Origin of the sequence: Runella defluvii, from assembly GCF_014195535.1 — a bacterium.
Lineage (GTDB): Bacteria > Bacteroidota > Bacteroidia > Cytophagales > Spirosomataceae > Runella > Runella defluvii.
The window spans coordinates 1-16601 of the sequence record NZ_JACIBY010000012.1; the positions used below are offsets into that span (position 1 = coordinate 1).

Genomic DNA, 16601 nt, shown 5'->3' on the forward strand with positions numbered 1-16601 from the left:
TGTCTATTCGTGGAATAAATATTTGAAAATCAAAGACTTACGGGCTGTTTTTACGAGAAAAGGCAATTCAATTCGAATCTCGCCTTCGTCACCAAAAAACCCCGATAGCGTCAGTTATCGGGGTTTTTATTTGCCTAAAACGTAATGCTAAACGTTTGAAGTAGCTCTTCATCCAGCTTTGAAATGATGGGCGAAAATGCCCCAACAAACTGTTTTTGAGGTGTTAAAATGAGTTTTTCGATGGGGGTAGAAGGCAGTAATGTAATGGCTGTTACCGAGACAATGTAGCTTTCGTATAAAATATCTACGCGAAAAGTCGCCTTTGCCAGACCAAGCGATGGAGCATGAAGGAGTGTGCCCGTTAATACATTGTTTGTTCTGTTACTTTCCAACTGAATAAATCCTTTTTTTTGCAGCGATTCGGCCATGGCTTCCACGATAATGGGGGTGTCCATGTCTTTAATTTCAACGGTTTCGACCCAAGTCACTACGCCTTGGTTGGCAATAAAGCGGTCTTTTTTTATTGTTTGAGCAATTACATTTGCCGAAACAAGGTTTAATAATTCCCACAAACCAAGGAAAACAAGTATTTTATGCGTCATATCATCAATTTTATTGGAATCTCACCTTACAAAGAAACCGTTTTACTGGCATTAACGCAGCTTTTGCCCCATTTCGTCCTGTTTAGGCTCGAAAATTTATCGCCCGAACAAGAAGCCGACGAATGGCGGAAAACGTGGATTGCCTCTCTTGAAGCTGACGCCTGTATTTTGTACAGTGATGGCAACTCCGAACACCTGTCGTTGTTGTTGGACCGACTTTGGCGCGCCCCTGGCACAAACATTTTTACCCTCGATATGGCCGAATTGGAAGAAGATGATTTGACTTCATCATTTTCTATCAATAAGGTGCTAAAAGAACTACTTCCTGCGGATTTTTAGGTTTTAGGTACGTTATAACCAGTTACTGATGAGATACCATCAACGAAAACAAAAATCCCGCCAGTAAGTTTACAAGCGGGATTGAGACTAATTGTACATAAGAACTTTCGTTCGCATACCTTAACGGACTCATACAGGGTTTATTTTAACATTTGCTTCATAAAACCATCACATTAGACAAAATTTCGAGACTTTTGTAATTTGCAGGGGGAAAAAGTGATTTTATGGATTCAAATTATAAATCTTCTGAAAATCAACGTAATGAATTGATTGAAAGAATTATATCAATTGATAATGCAGAGGCGTGCAGAACTTTTTTTAAGACTCTGCGGGAAATGATTGATGTAACCAATCTTTCAGAAAATGATACAAAACTAGGTTTCAGTATTCCTGAGGGGAGAAAAGCAATTGTTGCTAACCTTAATTTCTATGTTGCCTTCGAGATTTATTCAGTTAAAAATCAAGTTTCATTTTCTTTGATTTTTCGTAAGTCCGATAGAGAGCGAGTAGAGTTAGTTGATAAAATCAAGATTGAAGATACTCTAGCCAAATCATCCCCGTATTTATTTGGTACTATTAGTTTTGAAAATTCCCATTTACTACAAAACCCAATTATTCTTGACTATTGGCAAAAGTGTCTTTTGGAGGTTCGGGAGGATGCAAAATCTAGCTTAAGGCATGGATGGCACAACCCGATCGTTTATAAAGCTGCTATGGATGATGGTTTTCGTGAGGAAATTTTTGCAACGGTTTTAAAGAAACAGAAACATAAATATTGGGTTTGCCATTCTAATCCAGACTACTTTGATGGTTCCGCGGAAATCGCTGAACAAGAGTTTATTGATTTTGAATTTCAAGAAAAATTTCAAAATGTGGTTAATGTCGGCGATAAAGTGTTGTTTTGGATTTCAGGCAAAAATGCTGGTGTGTATGGTATAGGCGAAATTTGGGAAGCTCCGTACAAACGATTGATGAAGGGGCAAGGAATGAACTACGCTAAGGACTCTAATTCCGTTCATAAATTTAATGTAGAAAGGTTAAGGGCATTTATCAAGGTTGTTGGTCGATTATCAGACTCACCCATTTTAAGGGAAAAAATCTTAGCAGAGGAGGAATTATCAAAAGTTAGAGTTTTTGTTAATCCTCAAGGAGTTACAAATTCTGAAATTACGGAAGCTCAATTCAATAGAGTGCTAAGTTTGACGAAGCAATCTTTTGTTTTTTCGGAGCCTAAGGAAACTTATAGTGTACCCAAAGTGATAAACCGCCCCGCCATTCCCCTCAATTACATTTACTACGGAGCGCCAGGGACGGGGAAAACCTACGAAGTGCAGCGGTTGTGTCAGTTGTATGCACATAAGATAGTGACGTTTCATCAATCGTTTGGTTATGAGGAGTTTGTAGAAGGGATTCGACCCGAAACAATTGGTGATAAAATCACGTATAAAGTTCGGAAAGGCGTTTTTTACGAAGCATGTTTGGAGGCATTGCGGGCTGCCGATTACCAAAGTTTTGAAGGCTGTATTGCTGACACCGCCGAGAGCCGTCAAAAACGATTTGCTCAGGCGCCTGTTGTACTTATGGTGATGGATGAAATCAATCGTGCCAACGTCTCAAAAGTGCTCGGAGAATTGATTACGCTTATTGAGCCTTCAAAACGATTGGGGGCCGCCGATGAGCTTTGGCTTACGTTGCCGTATTCGCAAGAAAAATTTGGGGTGCCTGCCAACTTGTACATTGTCGGGACGATGAATACCGCCGACCGTTCGATTGCTTTGTTGGACACTGCCTTACGTCGTCGTTTTTATTTTAACGAATGTTTGCCCGATGTGAGTGCCCTTAGCGAAAAGGTGATTGAAAATACCAATGTGGGGAAGCTTTTGACGACGCTCAACGAACGGATAGAGTTTTTGCATGACCGTGATCACGTCATCGGCCATGCGTATTTTCTGAACATACAGACTTTTGAGGAGTTGTGTGAACTGTTTCGTTTTCAGGTGATTCCGCTGCTGCAAGAATATTTTTACGACGATTGGCGAAAAATTCAATTGGTTTTGGGAGATAATGAAGCATGGGGTAAGCCGCTGGATGCCAAACTCATTCAAACCAAACGACAATATACTGCCAACATGGAACGAGAACTTTTTGGTGAAGACCTCGACAATGCGGACGCCGTCGTGACGTATCAACTCAATCCGATGCTCACGGAAGGGCGTTTTGGTGAATTACCCCGAGATATGTTCCGCCGAATTTATGAAAGATAACCTCATTCAGCGTCAAGTTGAGCTGTCGGCCCACGTGGTGGCTTTTAGCCGCTTTTTGAGGGGAAAAGGCTTACCCGTTGGTCCTGACCGTGAAGCCGATGCGCTCAAAGCATTGGCCGAAATTCAGTTGGGAGAGGAAGAACAATTTTACTTGGCAATGCGGAGTGTTTTTCCTCAAAATCGAAAGCAACTACGCGAATTTGACGAATTATACACAAAGTATTGGAAAGAATTAGCAAAGGCAGTTGATTCGAAAATTAAGGACGAGGCCAAAGAAAGCGAGCAGAAAAAGAAGAAGCCGAAACAAAATGGAGAAGCGGCTTTTGAGGCGTTGAAAAATTGGCTAAATGGCAATAAACAATCGCAGACGGAAGAGTTGGCGTCGTATAGTTTGGGAGAACCTCTGACGTTGAAAGATTTTGGTTCTTACACCGACGAAGACCTTCACGAAGCCCGCCGTTTGGTGCGCCAAATGGTACAGCGAATGGCCAAAACCATGAGCCGACGGTATGAAATTACCAAAAATGGCGGGCAGTTGGATTTACGGCGAGTGTTACGAAACAATTTTCGGAAAGGTGAAGAAATCATCGATCTTTTTCACCGAAAACCCGCCCGAAATAAAATCCGTTTGGTATTGCTTTGCGACGTCAGTAAATCAATGGATTTATACAGCCGCTTTTGGGTACAATTTATGTATGCTTTTCAAACGTTGTATCAGTCCATCGAAACCTTTGTGTTTAGTACAAAATTGGTACGAATTACGGAGGATTTAAAGGAAATGGATTATACTCAAGCCCTTGAAAACCTCTCGGAACGCGTTCCCAATTGGTCGGGTGGGACGGATATTGGAACCATGCTGCGGCAATTTGTGGACGAATACGCGATGCGAAAGCTAAATTCACGGACGATTGTCCTAATTGTCAGCGATGGCATGGATACAGGAGATGGAGAAGATTTGGCCAAAAATATGGAGCGAATTCGGCGAAAGGCGAGGCGGGTGATTTGGTTAAATCCTTTGGCGGGTTCGCCCGATTTTCGCCCCGAAGTGAAAGCGTTAAAAGCGGTTTTGCCCCATTTAGATTTACACGCTCCTGCCCACAATTTGGAGAGTTTGAAACGAGTCATTGAGCAATTACGTTAGGAATAAAACTTGAATATGAAAATAACTGTATTAGCGTTTGGGATTGCCAAGGAGATTATTGGCCAACTCGAACTGACCTTACAACTGTCCGAAGAAGCAACGGTGGCAGATTTGAAAAGCCATTTGGTCAGCCAATTTCCCGATTTTCAAAAACTGGCTTCCCTGCGCGTAGCTGTCAATACCGACTATGCGGACGATACCCAACTGCTCCATTCCAACGATGAAATTGTACTGATTCCCCCCGTGAGTGGAGGATAAATTCGTGGTCTTGGTTGCTCACAACCAAGACTTTATTACTTAATTCGTAGTGTTGGTTGCTCATAACCAAGACTTTATTACCTAATTTGTGGTGTTGGTTGCTCACAACCAACACTTTACTTCATAATTTATTAGAAATAAAATGAAACTCATTGAATGTCCGCGCGATGCGATGCAAGGATTAGAAAACTTTGTACCGACCGACGCTAAAATAAATTACTTAAATAAACTCCTTCAGGTAGGTTTTGATACGCTTGATTTTGGAAGTTTTGTTTCTCCCAAAGCGATACCTCAGATGCGTGACACGGCTGAGGTGGTTGATAAATTAGACTTATCGACTACTTCCACCAAATTGCTAGCCATTGTTGCCAATGTTCGTGGAGCAGAGGATGCAGTACCATTTGGGCAAATTCAATATTTGGGTTTTCCGTTGTCGGTTTCAGAAACGTTCCAGCAAAAAAACACGAACAAAACCATTGCAGAGGCTTTTGGCGAAGTGGCAGAAATTCAGAATCTATGCCAAAAAAAGGGCAAAGAATTGGTGGTTTACCTTTCGATGGGTTTTGGAAACCCCTATGGTGATGCTTACAGTCCCGAAATCGTGGAGGAGTTTACCGAAAAATTGGTTCAACTAGGGATTAATATCATCGCCCCTTCTGATACGATAGGTTCGAGTACTACCGACGAAATTAAGACGTTGTTTGGGCATTTGGTGAAAAAATTCCCAAATGTGGAATTTGGGGCGCATTTGCACGCCAAATCGTCGCACACCCCTAAAAAAGTGAAAGCAGCTTACAAAGCTGGCGTTAGACGAATTGACTGTACCGTGCGTGGTTTTGGGGGCTGCCCATTAGCCGATAATAAGCTTGTTGGTAATTTGGCAACTGAGCTGGTAGTGAGTGAATTAACACAGCTTGGCGTCAATTTGCCCATTGATGACCTAAAACTCGCCCAAGCCATGTTGGCATCTCAATATGTTTTTGGCTAAATGTCACAAATGCGACAAATGTTAAGCTTCTCCGAAGCTGTTTTTCGACAATTCTGCCTCGGAGAGGCGCAACGTTTGTTGTCACAAATGCGACAAATGTTAAGCTTCTCCGAAGCTGTTTTTCGACAACTCTGCCTCGGAGAGGCACAACGTTTGTTGTTACCAATGTTAAGCTTCTCCGAAGCTGTTTTCGACAATTCTGCCTCGGAGAGGCACAACGTTTGTTGTGACAAATGTTAAGCTTCACCGAAGCTGTTTTCGACAATTATGCCTCGGAGAGGCACAACGTTTGTAGTCACCAAAGTTAGTTTTTTTGATATTTTTGCCTCGGAGAGGCACAACCTTTGTCGAATTACGTTTGTGGAAGTTTGTTTTTGGGTTTTTTGAAAAGGGGAACTGTACTACAAGGTTCACCAAACATAAGCGATTGCACAACGGGTTGAAGTTTGCGCGTCAATTCTACGTAAGCCGCCGTCGGAACGGGGTGTTTGCTACAACCTTTTACCACCACGCGAACATCGCGATAAGCCTCTACATCAATGCGATTAATGGCATCAAAATAAAGTTTTTCGTCAAGATCGTTGAGGGTTCCAAACACTACAGTATGGGCGTGAGGCTCAAGTTGTAATGTTAGCAACATGTATGCCCAAGTTGGGATGATGGCGTCTTCGGTGCAAGTGATGGCCACATTTTTGCCTGCGTACTGTGCCCAATCGTGACTTTTGAGGAACTCACGAAAGTCTTTTTCCTTGAGAATCATCCCCATAAAAAGGTTGTCTTTGAGGTCATACACGACACGCTCGCCTTGGTGGTAATAATCTTCCAAATCCAAGGTAACAAGCCCACTATTGGCTACTTTATTAATTATTTCTTCCATTGATGCTTTTTTTCTTCCTGAATGAACACCAACTCACGGGCGAAAGTTTAAAGAAATAGTATCTTTGCAGTTTGCAAAAGCAATCCGAATGAATTTTAGTGAAGTTTTAGCCTCCAATCCCCTTTTTCAAGTCATTGCTGATAGCGCCCGTGAACTGGGTGTTGAAGCCTATGTCATTGGTGGATACGTGCGTGATTTAATTTTGAATCGTCCTTCCAAGGACATTGATATAGTGAGTGTTGGAAGTGGTGTGGAGTTGGCCGAAAAAGTGGCAGAACGGCTTGGAGTACAGGTGATTGTATTCAGAAATTTTGGTACTGCCCAACTCAAAACGGACGACCTTGAGGTGGAGTTTGTAGGGGCGCGCCGCGAGTCGTACCGCAGTGAGTCCCGCAAGCCGATTGTGGAAGATGGTACGTTGCAAGACGACCAAAATCGCCGTGACTTTACCATCAATGCCATGGGAATCAGCTTAAATATAGCGAACTATGGCGACCTCATCGACCCATTCAATGGGATGAGTGATTTGCGGAAAAAACTCATTCGTACTCCCCTCGAACCTGGCATTACTTTTTCAGACGACCCGCTCCGAATGATGCGGGCAGCCCGTTTTGCAACCCAACTCAATTTCGACATTGAGCCAGATACGTTTGACGGCCTTGTGCAAATGGCTGAGCGTATTTCCATCATTTCAAAGGAGCGTATCAATGACGAACTCAACAAAATTATTTTAGCCAAAACCCCTTCTTACGGCTTTAAATTGCTGCATCAAGCGGGAATTTTAAAATTAATATTCCCTGAGTTTGTAGAGCTACAAGGGGCTGAATACCAAGATGGTAAGGGGCACAAAGATAATTTCTATCATACGCTTCAGGTACTTGATAATATTTCGAAACACACCAACGACTTGTGGCTGCGTTGGGCGGCAATCATGCACGACATTGCCAAACCTGCCACCAAGCGATTTGACAAAAAAGTAGGCTGGACATTTCATGGTCACGAAGAATTGGGCGCTAGAATGACTCCACGCATTTTTCGCCAAATGAAATTGCCCATGAACGAAAGTATGCGGTTTGTGCAAAAACTCGTTCGCCTTCACTTACGTCCTATTGCCTTGTCAAAAGAAGAAATTACCGATTCTGCTTTGCGTCGATTGTTGTTTGACGCGGGCGATGATTTGGAGGCATTGATGACGCTTTGCCGCGCCGATATTACGTCTAAGAATCCCGATAAAGTTCGTAAGCATTTGGCCAATTTTGACAAGGTTGAGCAAAAACTATACGACCTCGAAGAACGAGATAAGATTCGGAACTTCCAGCCCGTCATTACGGGGGAGGTCATCATGCAAGCCTTTGCCCTCAAGCCTTCGGCTGAAGTAGGCATTATCAAAACGGCCGTTCGGGAGGCGATTCTTGATGGAATCATTCCTAATCAGTACGAACAAGCGTTTGGTTTGATGGTGGAAGAGGGAAAAAAACTCGGCCTCGAACTCAAAGTCGTTGCCGAATAAAGCTTTTTTGAACCATATAAGACATATAAGGCCATATAAGTTTTTTCTTATAATCACTTATATGTCTTATATGGTTGCAAAAAAAGAGCCAAAAAAAATTACTTCTTATAAGCAGGCATTTCATCAATCCCAAGGGTTGTGAGAACAGGATTGAGTATGCAAGGAGTAATCAAAATCCTAAACACCTTATGTCCTGCTACTTCAAAATCGCAGTGGTATTTATTCTTCATTTTAAGCCCGCGATAGACCGCCGTATAATTGATTTTTAGTGGCCAACCGTTTAAGGCGAGTTGGGCTGTCAAATTCTCTACAGTCTTCTTTAAGTTTGAAAAATAGCAAACAAAAGGCTCCCGTTCGCGCAGACCCGTAAGGCTACCGATGTAGGTAATTCGTACTTCGTAGATGGTTTGTTGGAGCATATATCTGTCACTTTTTTCGAGAAAAATCAACAAATGTTGATTTTATGCAATAAAATGAAAAATAGTGAGATTATTTTTCAATGCTAAAACTATTTCTGCCTGAGCGTCGTTTTTATATCAGTTGCGTTTATCAACGACAAAAGCCGCTCTGTCAAGTAGCGGCTTTTGTTATTTTGGGCAAGTTACTATTCTTCTAAAGAGCTCAGGCAGTCGTAACTTTGGTGCCTCTCAAAAACTCTTCAATTCCCATTCTTTTCTTGCCTTCCAATTGTAGTTCGTCAATGGACAACCAACCATCGGTAGTTTTAAAACGTAGTACGTGTTTGTTGTCCGTAAATAAGTGGCTACCGTTGTCAGTTGGTACGTGTGTTGCCACTGAGCTTTTGTAAATTTTACACAATTTGCCATTTAAGGTAGTCCAAGCGGCAGGATAAGGCGATAACCCCCTGATAAAATTCCGAACCGCTTCAGTGGACTGATTCCAATTGATTTCGCAAGTTTCTTTAAAAATCTTAGGGGCAGCTTTGAGGACTTCGCTTTGCGATTGGGGTAACTGCGGATAGTTTCCTGCCTCTACGGCATTGACAGTCCGAACGACCAATTCCGCTCCTTTGTGCATCAATCGTTCGTACAAAGACCCAACGTTATCTTCGTAGTGAATCGGTTCAGTTTCTTGAAAAATGATGTTTCCTGTATCAATTTCGTGCTCAAGAAAAAAGGTAGTAACGCCCGTTTCGGTTTCTCCGTTGATAATCGCCCAGTTGATTGGCGCTGCCCCGCGAAACTGAGGTAGGAGAGAGGCATGGAGGTTGAATGTGCCTTTAGGGGGCATGTTCCAGACAACTTCTGGCAGCATCCGAAACGCCACAACAACCTGCAAGTCGGCTTGATAGCTACGTAATTCTTCCAAAAAAGCAGGGTTTTTTAGCTTTTCAGGTTGTAAAACAGGGATACCTTGAGAAACGGCATAGTGTTTTACAGGAGAGGGGGTGAGTTGCAGACCACGACCAGCAGGCTTGTCGGGGGCGGTAACAACGGCCACCACGTTGCACCCGCTTTCTACAAGGTTTTGAAGGCTACTCACTGCAAACTCAGGAGTACCCATAAAAATGATTCGAAGCTTTGACATATACACTGAGAAAATCGTTTTGTCGATTATTAGATATGATTTTTAGAGTAATTTTTTGGATACAAACGGATGTAGTCTTGATTCCCGTTGCAAATATTGCTAATTTTGTGGTTCAAATTTCGACCATGAACCGACACAACCAATTCTTTTCGGTCTTTTAGGAAGAAGTGACAGAGCTACCCCATTTGTAGTAGAGCGGTCATTTCACCGTTCTTTTTTTTTGTCTTTAGTGGAAGAAATAAGTGATAGGACAGATATATAATACTAAACAATTAACGTACACAACAGCACTATGGCTAAGTTACAATATTACACCGAAGAAGGTCTCAATAAGCTCAAGGCTGAATTGCAGGACTTAAAAACACGCGGTCGGCAGGAAATAGCTCGTGCAATAGCCGAGGCCCGTGATAAAGGTGATTTGAGCGAAAATGCCGAGTACGATGCAGCCAAAGATGCGCAAGGCTTACACGAAGCAAAAATCGCTAAATTAGAAGAAATAGTAGGTAACGCGCGGGTCTTGGATGAATCGTCGATTGATACATCGCAAGTGAGCATATTATCAAAAGTAAAAATCAAAAACTGCCGTAACAATGCAGTTGTAACCTATACATTGGTGGCAGAGGAAGAGGCAGATCTTAAACAAGGAAAAATCTCAGCAGGCTCACCCATTGGGAAGGGCTTGATGGGGAAAAAAGTAGGCGAAAAAGCCCAAATCCAAGTACCAGCTGGGGCAATGGAATTTGAAGTACTTGATATTTCTCGGTAATTTTTTACCAATAAGACATCATATATAGACTAAGGGGACGCGGGAACGCGTCCTTTTTTGTCTTTTAGTGAAAATATTTTTTTGCTAAAAATGAGTTGTAAAAAGGGAGATAAAAAGGCATTTTTTTGAAAATACCTTTAAACTTGGATGCCGTCAAAGGAAAAAGTAATAAAATAGGTGTTTTTCTCTTTGGATTAGCTTAAAACGCAACTAAGTATAAAATATAAATAATTCAATAAAATATTTAAAAAGTTATGAAAATAGATTTGTGTGTGCCATTTTTGTCGCATTCCAATAGTTTTCTAAGTAGAAAAGCTAAGTATTCCAATAATCAGATTAAGTAAAATGAACTATCAACCACCTGTTTATCTGACGCCTCATTTGTACATGACCAATGAGGAAGAAGAAATTATTGATGCACTGGTTGACCATCACGAAATGCCCAAGAAGTTTGACGTTGACAAAGTGATTTCTTACTTCGAGGGTGAAAATTTTTGCCTTGTCCTTTATTTTGCCAATTTACAAGACCGAGGATTTCAAAAGTTTGTGGTGAATGACTTTTCAGTGAATGTCGAAGAAATGTATATGTTATCGGCATCATTTGGCAAATTGCTCGAACAAGAAGTAAACATTCATGTACTCAGTCAAGCCAAAAATCGGGTTGATCATGTCATTCACATGGCGGGTACTTTTCGGGCGTTGTTTAGAAAAAAAGAAGTTGTCGATTAGGTTAGATTCAATCCATCAAGCATCAACAAAACCAAGCACGAAGCCCGACTTAATTAGCTAAGTCGGGCTTCTGCATTTAAAGGTTATTTTTATACACTTTGCCGTCTTTCATTATAAACTTCAAAAATTCTTCGGGCTTCGTGACAATCTCTAACTTTTCGAGGGGATTCCCGTCGTAGATTAATAAATCGGCATACGCACCTTCTTTAATGACTCCGAGCGGGGCGGGGTATGGGTTCAGTTTTCCCGTTTGGGCAAACAGTTCGGCATTGAGGGAGGTGGCTTGGCGAAGGACTTCGACAGGGCTGTACCAACGAAGCCGAGAAGTAAATTCTTTGAGAGCATCGGTTTCAATGCCAATTTTACCAAAGACATCGGTACCAAAAGCTACTTTTACCCCGTATTTTTTTGCCAAAGCCATTTCATTGAGTGCTCCTTCTTTGACAAGTTTGAACTTTCGGGCGTTCGACGAAAATTGGAGTGGAATGTCCGCCCAGTAACTTTGAGGTACCAAAAAAGCGCCTTTTTCCTTCAAAAGCTGCATGGCCTCTTCGTCGATTAGGTGGCCATGTTCTATCGTTTTGGCCCCAGCAGTCAATGCTCTTTTGATAGCATCGGGATAATAAGCGTGAACCGAAACGTAGGTGCCCCAATCGGCCGCCGCCTCGACTCCCGCTTGTAATTCGTCGAGGGTAAATTGAACCGTATGCAAGGGGTCAAAGACGGTAGAAATACCTCCACCTGCCATCATTTTGATTTGTGACGCACCTTGTCGAAGGTTTTCACGTACGGCATTAAGGACTTGTGGGCGGCCATCGGCTAGGTACCCCCAGCCTTGCGTTTGAGCTACGTTTACGGCTTGTCCTGTCCAATTCGGGTTTGCGTCATTGCGATTCCGTAAATCTCCATGCCCCGAAGTCTGACTGATAAAAGCCCCTGATGGATAAATACGGGGGCCTGGAATGGTTCCCTCGTCGATGGCTTCCTTGATGCCAAAAATAGGGCCGCCCATGTCGCGAATAGTGGTAAAACCTAGCATCAAATACGAGTGAACAGATTTAGTAGCGCGTGCGCTCACATAAGCCCAATGAGCGGTGTTGCTAACTGCACTCATCGAGACGTTGAGCATAATGTGTAAATGCGCGTCCGATAGTCCAGGAATGAGTGTTTTTCCTTTGCCATCAATGACTTTTGCCCCCTTAGGAACGGTCAAGTTGTTGCCCACTTGCTTAATTAAATTGTGAACAATAATCACTTGAGCATTGGGCGTCACCGACTCGGAGAGCCCATCCCAAAGAGAAACGTTTTTAATGACAACTACGCTGTCGCTGCTGATTTGAGCTAAAAGAGAAGAAGAGGCAAATAAAAGTAAACCAAGTAAAATACGCTTCATAAAAAAGAGTTAAGGTGGTTGATGAACGATTAAGTTTAGGCGAAGAGACTAAGCTGGAAATTATCAAAAAAAAATGAAAAAGCGTTGTTTTAGGCAATAAAAAAGGTGCCGAAAATCTTCGGCACCTTTTTTAAAGGAAAGTTATTTTTAAACCTACACATTGAAGCGGAAGTGCATGATGTCGCCGTCTTGTACAATGTATTCTTTGCCTTCTACGGAGATTTTGCCCGCATCGCGGCAACCTGCTTCAGTTTTGTATTTTTCGTAATCGGGAAGTTTGATAACCTCCGCACGGATAAAACCACGCTCAAAGTCAGTGTGAATCACTCCTGCTGCTTGTGGGGCTTTCCAGCCGCGCTGAATCGTCCAAGCCCGCACTTCTTTGACACCTGCGGTAAAATAGGTAATCAAGTTCAAAATGGCGTACGAGGCACGGATAAGTTTGTAAAGTCCCGATTCGGTAAGACCATATTCGCCTAGAAACATTTCACGCTCTTCAGCATCTTCCATTTCAGCGATTTGGGATTCGATGGCGGCGCAAAGCACAATTACTTCGGCATTTTCTTCGGCCACGGCTGCTTTGAGCTGATCTACGTACTCGTTGCCCGTCTGAATGGATGTTTCATCCACGTTGGCTACATAAATAACGGGCTTGATGGTCAGAAGTTGAAGATCGGCAATGGCTGCTTTCTCATCGTCCGTCAAACCGACAGCACGTACGCTTTTTCCTTGAAAGAGCGCATTTTTGACGCGTGTCAGAATTTCGAGTTCTACTTTGGCTTTGGCATCACCTACGCGGGCTGCTTTTTCTACCCGAGCAAATTTTTTCTCGATAGAATCAAGGTCTTTGAGTTGAAGCTCAAGGTCGATAATTTCTTTGTCACTAACGGGGTTGACGCGGCCTTCTACGTGAACAATGTTGTCGTCCGAAAAACAACGAACCACGTGAATAATCGCGTCCACCTCACGAATATTAGCCAAAAACTGGTTGCCAAGCCCCTGGCCTTTGCTGGCCCCACGAACCAAACCTGCAATGTCAACAATCTCAACGATGGTTGGAACGGTACGTTGTGGATTAATGAGGCGTTCGAGGACAGTGATGCGCTCGTCGGGTACTTCAACCACTCCGACGTTGGGCTCAATGGTACAAAAAGGATAGTTGGCAGCTTCGGCTTTGGCACTTGATAATGCGCTAAAAAGGGTGGATTTACCTACGTTGGGCAATCCGACAATACCACATTGGAGAGACATTAGTTGATTTACGATTATTGATTGACGAATGTTAGTGCGGGCGTATGATGGCCTTTCGCTGCAATCCGTACAATACTAATTGGCGATTATAAGTAATGGTAGCAAAATTAGTGCTTTTTGTGGTGGCTACAAAACCAAAAGCCTCTGGGCAACCAGAGGCAGGGCATAGGATAGGTCAGGAAAGGTTGATTAATCCCACTTCAAATCGCTACCTGTGTAGTCTTCTTCTTCACGTACGGCGTACTGAGAAAAATCTATGTCGGGCATCAATTCGGTTTTAATGTGGGCTACGGTTTCTTGAAGGGCATCTACAAACTTATCGAAGTCTTCTTTGTAGAGAAACATTTTGTGTTTTTCGTAAGCAAACCCATCTCCTTGCGGAAAACGGCGACTTTCTGTAATCGTCAAGTAGTAATCATTTGAACGAGTTGAACGCACATCAAAAAAGTAAGTTCTTTTCCCTGCCTTTACGCGTTTCGAGTAGATTTTTTCTCTGTCTTTGTCTTCCACTATCCTTTTGAGGTTTAGAGTTATACCAAACGCTAAAGTACGTCTTTTGTTGTTGGTAGTCAAAATATTTTCAAAATAAAGTTGTTGGTTTTTACGTTGTTATAGGCTGGGGTTGGTATGTCAATTTGTAAAAAACGTAGTTCGTGTTTGTTTTTTGCTTAATTTTCAGCCCTTAAACTCAAAAAAGGTTGCATTTTTTTGAGTATGCGTTCAAGGGGACTCCTAGTCAAATTGTCATTTTTGGTGAAAAATAACCCGAACAAATCTATGTATTCTACCACTTTTTATGTACTTGTATTGTTGTCGCTGATCAAAGTAAATCCAGCATCAGCCCAATTGTTGGGGAAGGAAGAGCAAGGAAGAGCATCATTTTATGCACAAATCTTTAACGGGCGCAAAACATCATTAGGTGAGCCATTCAATCAGAAAGAATATACTGCCGCGCATCGTACATTGCCTTTCAACACCATGGTGGAGGTCACAAACCTTTCCAATAAGCGCACGGTGATTGTGCGTATCAACGACCGCGGGCCGTACCACCGCACCCGCCTGATTGATTTGAGTCGTTCGGCGGCACAATATTTGGGAATTTTGGGCTCTGGCGTTGCCAATGTCACCCTCCGCGTGGTTGGGATGGAAGGAATGGTGCTGCTGGGCCAAAATGAAATGATTACCGACACAGGTGACATTATTGAGCGGGCTTTGTCCAATTAAAGTAAAATTTTCTCCTTCTTCCGTTTTAAGTTTACAGTCTCCAAATAATGTAGTTTATTAGCACGATATTTGTGCTTGCAACGGCTGTAAACTTAAAACATCCTTGCTTGGCTTCACACCCCAAAAACCTTTTAACGACATGAGCGCTCGCAAATTTGACATTGCAACGGTAAGACAGTACGGAAATTTAGAGTTTTTGGCGAGACAGCTCGTCGAAGGGTTTATCACGGGATTACACAAATCGCCCTTTCACGGTTTTTCGGTCGAATTTGCCGAACACCGCTTGTATAATACAGGAGAAAGTACGCGACATATCGACTGGAAGGTGTTTGCAAAAAGCGACCGCTTGTTTGTAAAACGCTACGAAGAAGAAACAAACTTGCGTTGCCATTTGCTGGTCGATACGTCGTCGTCAATGTATTATCCTGAGCCTAATCACGATAAAATTACGTTTAGCGTGTTGGCGGCAGCAAGTATCGCCAATTTGCTACAGCGCCAAAAAGATGCGGTAAGCTTGTGTACATTTTCGGATAAAATCGAAGTTCAAACTCCGATAAAGTCCACCCCATCACACGTTCATAAGGTGTTTTTGGATTTGGAAAATGTTCTTAAAAAGCCCAAAGAACTCCGTAAAACGGCCGTGGCAGATGTATTGCACGAAATCGCCGAGAAAATCCACAAACGCTCGTTGGTGGTGATTTTCAGTGATATGTTTGAAGACATAAATCAAGCCGAAAGAATTTTTTCGGCCATGCAGCATTTACGTCACAACATGCACGAAGTGTTGTTGTTTCACGTTACTGACCGCCGTACCGAAGAGGAATTTGCTTTTGATGACCGTCCGTACGAGTTTATTGATTTGGAATCGGGTGAGCGGGTGAAAATTCAGCCTGGACAAGTGAAAAAGCAATACCAAGAAGCCGCCAAAAAATACTACCACGAACTTCGACTCAAGTGTGGGCAATATAAAATTGATTTCATCGAAGCCGATGTTGCCAAAGGCTTAGACCAGATTCTGACGGCTTACTTGGCCAAACGAGCAAAAATGCGGTAGTCTTTACTCAAGACTACCCGTCCAGCCCAGTTTCTGCAATTCTTTCGCGCTCATCTTTACGACCCGTACTTTAAGCGTAATCGGCTTGAGAGGCGTGTCTGTTGAGTCGGTTTTGACGGCAACGATGGCGTCCACAATGTCCATCCCCTTAAAAACTTGCCCAAATACCGTAAATTTATCGTCGAGGCGCGCAAGCCCATTTTTGTTTTGAACAATGTAAAACTGACAACCCGCCGAAAGCATATCGGGGTTGTTGTCGCGGCCTGCTCCCACGGCGCCATACACGTGCCGAATCTTTTTATCGAACTCTGGCTTGAGTAAATAGGGAGAATTGGCAAAACCTTCGGGCGTATCGGGGCAACCGCCTTGGGCAACAAAATTATTGATGACTCGGTTGAAGGTCAGTGAATCCCAGTAATGCTCTCCCGCTAATTTGGTAAAACTTGCTTTGTGGTTGGGCGTTTCGTTGTACAACCAAAAGTAAATATCCCCCATGTTGGTTTTGATATGACCAACATCGTATTTTTTTTCTTTAAATGTAAAACCAAGTAAAACGGCCGAAAACAGGGCTGCCAGTAAACTTTTGTACATGATGCGCGGATTTTAAAAGTTATGTTGAATCATCAGCTAATGTACGAAAGTAAGGGGCAATTTTGC

18 protein-coding genes are annotated in these 16601 nt (G+C 42.8%); 10 read left to right on the forward strand and 8 right to left on the reverse strand.

Annotated elements, in window-relative coordinates; translation table 11 throughout:
• Nucleotides 1-134: 134 nt before the first annotated feature.
• On the reverse strand, nucleotides 135-602 hold the full coding sequence (locus tag FHS57_RS22865; RefSeq protein WP_183977766.1) for a hypothetical protein: 468 nt from the start codon (nucleotides 600-602) through the stop codon (nucleotides 135-137).
• Here FHS57_RS22865 and FHS57_RS22870 point away from each other — a divergent pair.
• The 5 genes from FHS57_RS22870 (at nucleotide 594) to FHS57_RS22890 (ending at nucleotide 5592) form a co-directional block, all read left to right on the forward strand.
• Nucleotides 594-941: a hypothetical protein gene (locus tag FHS57_RS22870; protein WP_183977768.1), complete on the forward strand. Its 348-nt coding sequence runs from the start codon at nucleotides 594-596 to the stop codon at nucleotides 939-941. The two genes, FHS57_RS22865 and FHS57_RS22870, sit on opposite strands and share 9 nt — an antisense overlap.
• A gap of 713 nt (nucleotides 942-1654) precedes the next feature.
• Nucleotides 1655-3205 (forward strand): McrB family protein, encoded by a 1551-nt coding sequence (locus FHS57_RS22875; RefSeq protein WP_221225706.1) that lies wholly within the window; start codon nucleotides 1655-1657, stop codon nucleotides 3203-3205.
• Complete coding sequence (locus FHS57_RS22880) at nucleotides 3195-4346, forward strand: vWA domain-containing protein (RefSeq protein ID WP_183977771.1); 1152 nt, start codon at nucleotides 3195-3197, stop codon at nucleotides 4344-4346. The genes FHS57_RS22875 and FHS57_RS22880 overlap by 11 nt, the downstream gene beginning before the upstream one ends.
• Before the next feature lie 15 nt (nucleotides 4347-4361).
• Nucleotides 4362-4604, forward strand: coding sequence for a MoaD/ThiS family protein (locus FHS57_RS22885; protein ID WP_183977773.1), 243 nt, complete (start codon nucleotides 4362-4364; stop codon nucleotides 4602-4604).
• A 142-nt stretch (nucleotides 4605-4746) separates the two neighbouring features.
• Nucleotides 4747-5592 (forward strand): hydroxymethylglutaryl-CoA lyase, encoded by an 846-nt coding sequence (locus FHS57_RS22890; protein ID WP_183977775.1) that lies wholly within the window; start codon nucleotides 4747-4749, stop codon nucleotides 5590-5592.
• 352 nt (nucleotides 5593-5944) lie between these two features.
• Here FHS57_RS22890 and FHS57_RS22895 read toward each other — a convergent pair whose 3' ends face one another.
• Nucleotides 5945-6469, reverse strand: coding sequence for a DUF2480 family protein (locus tag FHS57_RS22895; protein ID WP_183977776.1), 525 nt, complete (start codon nucleotides 6467-6469; stop codon nucleotides 5945-5947).
• 88 nt (nucleotides 6470-6557) lie between these two features.
• Between FHS57_RS22895 and FHS57_RS22900 the strand changes: the two genes are divergently transcribed.
• The gene (locus FHS57_RS22900) at nucleotides 6558-7979 is read left to right on the forward strand and encodes a CCA tRNA nucleotidyltransferase (protein ID WP_183977778.1); all 1422 of its coding nucleotides are present in this window, start codon (nucleotides 6558-6560) and stop codon (nucleotides 7977-7979) included.
• A gap of 98 nt (nucleotides 7980-8077) precedes the next feature.
• On the opposite strand, the gene FHS57_RS22905 is transcribed toward FHS57_RS22900, so the two are convergent.
• Both FHS57_RS22905 and fmt read right to left on the reverse strand, forming a co-directional pair.
• Nucleotides 8078-8398: a hypothetical protein gene (locus FHS57_RS22905; RefSeq protein ID WP_183977780.1), complete on the reverse strand. Its 321-nt coding sequence runs from the start codon at nucleotides 8396-8398 to the stop codon at nucleotides 8078-8080.
• A gap of 202 nt (nucleotides 8399-8600) precedes the next feature.
• A complete protein-coding gene (gene fmt / locus FHS57_RS22910) occupies nucleotides 8601-9527 on the reverse strand; it encodes a methionyl-tRNA formyltransferase (protein ID WP_262889959.1) in 927 nt (308 codons plus the stop codon).
• Between the two features lie 292 nt (nucleotides 9528-9819).
• On the opposite strand from fmt, the gene greA reads away from it, so the two are divergent.
• A complete protein-coding gene (gene greA, locus FHS57_RS22915) occupies nucleotides 9820-10293 on the forward strand; it encodes a transcription elongation factor GreA (RefSeq protein ID WP_028526160.1) in 474 nt (157 codons plus the stop codon).
• 345 nt (nucleotides 10294-10638) lie between these two features.
• Nucleotides 10639-11022: a hypothetical protein gene (locus tag FHS57_RS22920; RefSeq protein WP_157607748.1), complete on the forward strand. Its 384-nt coding sequence runs from the start codon at nucleotides 10639-10641 to the stop codon at nucleotides 11020-11022.
• A gap of 76 nt (nucleotides 11023-11098) precedes the next feature.
• On the opposite strand, the gene FHS57_RS22925 is transcribed toward FHS57_RS22920, so the two are convergent.
• The 3 genes from FHS57_RS22925 to FHS57_RS22935 form a co-directional block, all read right to left on the reverse strand.
• Nucleotides 11099-12415, reverse strand: a complete 1317-nt coding sequence (locus tag FHS57_RS22925; protein ID WP_183977782.1) for a metal-dependent hydrolase family protein — start codon at nucleotides 12413-12415, stop codon at nucleotides 11099-11101.
• 153 nt (nucleotides 12416-12568) lie between these two features.
• On the reverse strand, nucleotides 12569-13666 hold the full coding sequence (ychF, locus tag FHS57_RS22930; RefSeq protein ID WP_028526163.1) for a redox-regulated ATPase YchF: 1098 nt from the start codon (nucleotides 13664-13666) through the stop codon (nucleotides 12569-12571).
• 189 nt (nucleotides 13667-13855) lie between these two features.
• Nucleotides 13856-14176, reverse strand: coding sequence for a DUF3276 family protein (locus FHS57_RS22935; RefSeq protein ID WP_028526164.1), 321 nt, complete (start codon nucleotides 14174-14176; stop codon nucleotides 13856-13858).
• A gap of 267 nt (nucleotides 14177-14443) precedes the next feature.
• On the opposite strand from FHS57_RS22935, the gene FHS57_RS22940 reads away from it, so the two are divergent.
• On the forward strand, nucleotides 14444-14890 hold the full coding sequence (locus FHS57_RS22940; protein WP_037301947.1) for a septal ring lytic transglycosylase RlpA family protein: 447 nt from the start codon (nucleotides 14444-14446) through the stop codon (nucleotides 14888-14890).
• A 139-nt stretch (nucleotides 14891-15029) separates the two neighbouring features.
• Nucleotides 15030-15944 carry a DUF58 domain-containing protein gene (locus FHS57_RS22945; protein ID WP_028526165.1) on the forward strand — a complete coding sequence of 305 codons (915 nt, stop codon included), beginning with the start codon at nucleotides 15030-15032 and terminating at the stop codon, nucleotides 15942-15944.
• 3 nt (nucleotides 15945-15947) lie between these two features.
• Here the strand turns inward: FHS57_RS22945 and FHS57_RS22950 are convergent, their stop codons facing one another.
• The gene (locus FHS57_RS22950) at nucleotides 15948-16535 is read right to left on the reverse strand and encodes a peptidylprolyl isomerase (RefSeq protein ID WP_183977784.1); all 588 of its coding nucleotides are present in this window, start codon (nucleotides 16533-16535) and stop codon (nucleotides 15948-15950) included.
• Nucleotides 16536-16601 lie beyond the last annotated feature (66 nt).

Bases quoted from the DNA above. Each gene is read 5' to 3' on its own strand.
- FHS57_RS22905 (WP_183977780.1), bottom strand. From the start codon at position 8,398: ATGCTCCAACAAACCATCTACGAAGTACGAATTACCTACATCGGTAGC.
- FHS57_RS22890 (WP_183977775.1), top strand. From the start codon at position 4,747: ATGAAACTCATTGAATGTCCGCGCGATGCGATGCAAGGATTAGAAAAC.
- ychF (WP_028526163.1), bottom strand. From the start codon at position 13,666: ATGTCTCTCCAATGTGGTATTGTCGGATTGCCCAACGTAGGTAAATCC.
- FHS57_RS22880 (WP_183977771.1), top strand. From the start codon at position 3,195: ATGAAAGATAACCTCATTCAGCGTCAAGTTGAGCTGTCGGCCCACGTG.
- FHS57_RS22945 (WP_028526165.1), top strand. From the start codon at position 15,030: ATGAGCGCTCGCAAATTTGACATTGCAACGGTAAGACAGTACGGAAAT.
- FHS57_RS22865 (WP_183977766.1), bottom strand. From the start codon at position 602: ATGACGCATAAAATACTTGTTTTCCTTGGTTTGTGGGAATTATTAAAC.
- fmt (WP_262889959.1), bottom strand. From the start codon at position 9,527: ATGTCAAAGCTTCGAATCATTTTTATGGGTACTCCTGAGTTTGCAGTG.
- FHS57_RS22875 (WP_221225706.1), top strand. From the start codon at position 1,655: ATGGATGATGGTTTTCGTGAGGAAATTTTTGCAACGGTTTTAAAGAAA.
- FHS57_RS22885 (WP_183977773.1), top strand. From the start codon at position 4,362: ATGAAAATAACTGTATTAGCGTTTGGGATTGCCAAGGAGATTATTGGC.
- FHS57_RS22895 (WP_183977776.1), bottom strand. From the start codon at position 6,469: ATGGAAGAAATAATTAATAAAGTAGCCAATAGTGGGCTTGTTACCTTG.
- FHS57_RS22870 (WP_183977768.1), top strand. From the start codon at position 594: ATGCGTCATATCATCAATTTTATTGGAATCTCACCTTACAAAGAAACC.
- FHS57_RS22925 (WP_183977782.1), bottom strand. From the start codon at position 12,415: ATGAAGCGTATTTTACTTGGTTTACTTTTATTTGCCTCTTCTTCTCTT.
- greA (WP_028526160.1), top strand. From the start codon at position 9,820: ATGGCTAAGTTACAATATTACACCGAAGAAGGTCTCAATAAGCTCAAG.
- FHS57_RS22900 (WP_183977778.1), top strand. From the start codon at position 6,558: ATGAATTTTAGTGAAGTTTTAGCCTCCAATCCCCTTTTTCAAGTCATT.
- FHS57_RS22920 (WP_157607748.1), top strand. From the start codon at position 10,639: ATGAACTATCAACCACCTGTTTATCTGACGCCTCATTTGTACATGACC.
- FHS57_RS22940 (WP_037301947.1), top strand. From the start codon at position 14,444: ATGTATTCTACCACTTTTTATGTACTTGTATTGTTGTCGCTGATCAAA.
- FHS57_RS22950 (WP_183977784.1), bottom strand. From the start codon at position 16,535: ATGTACAAAAGTTTACTGGCAGCCCTGTTTTCGGCCGTTTTACTTGGT.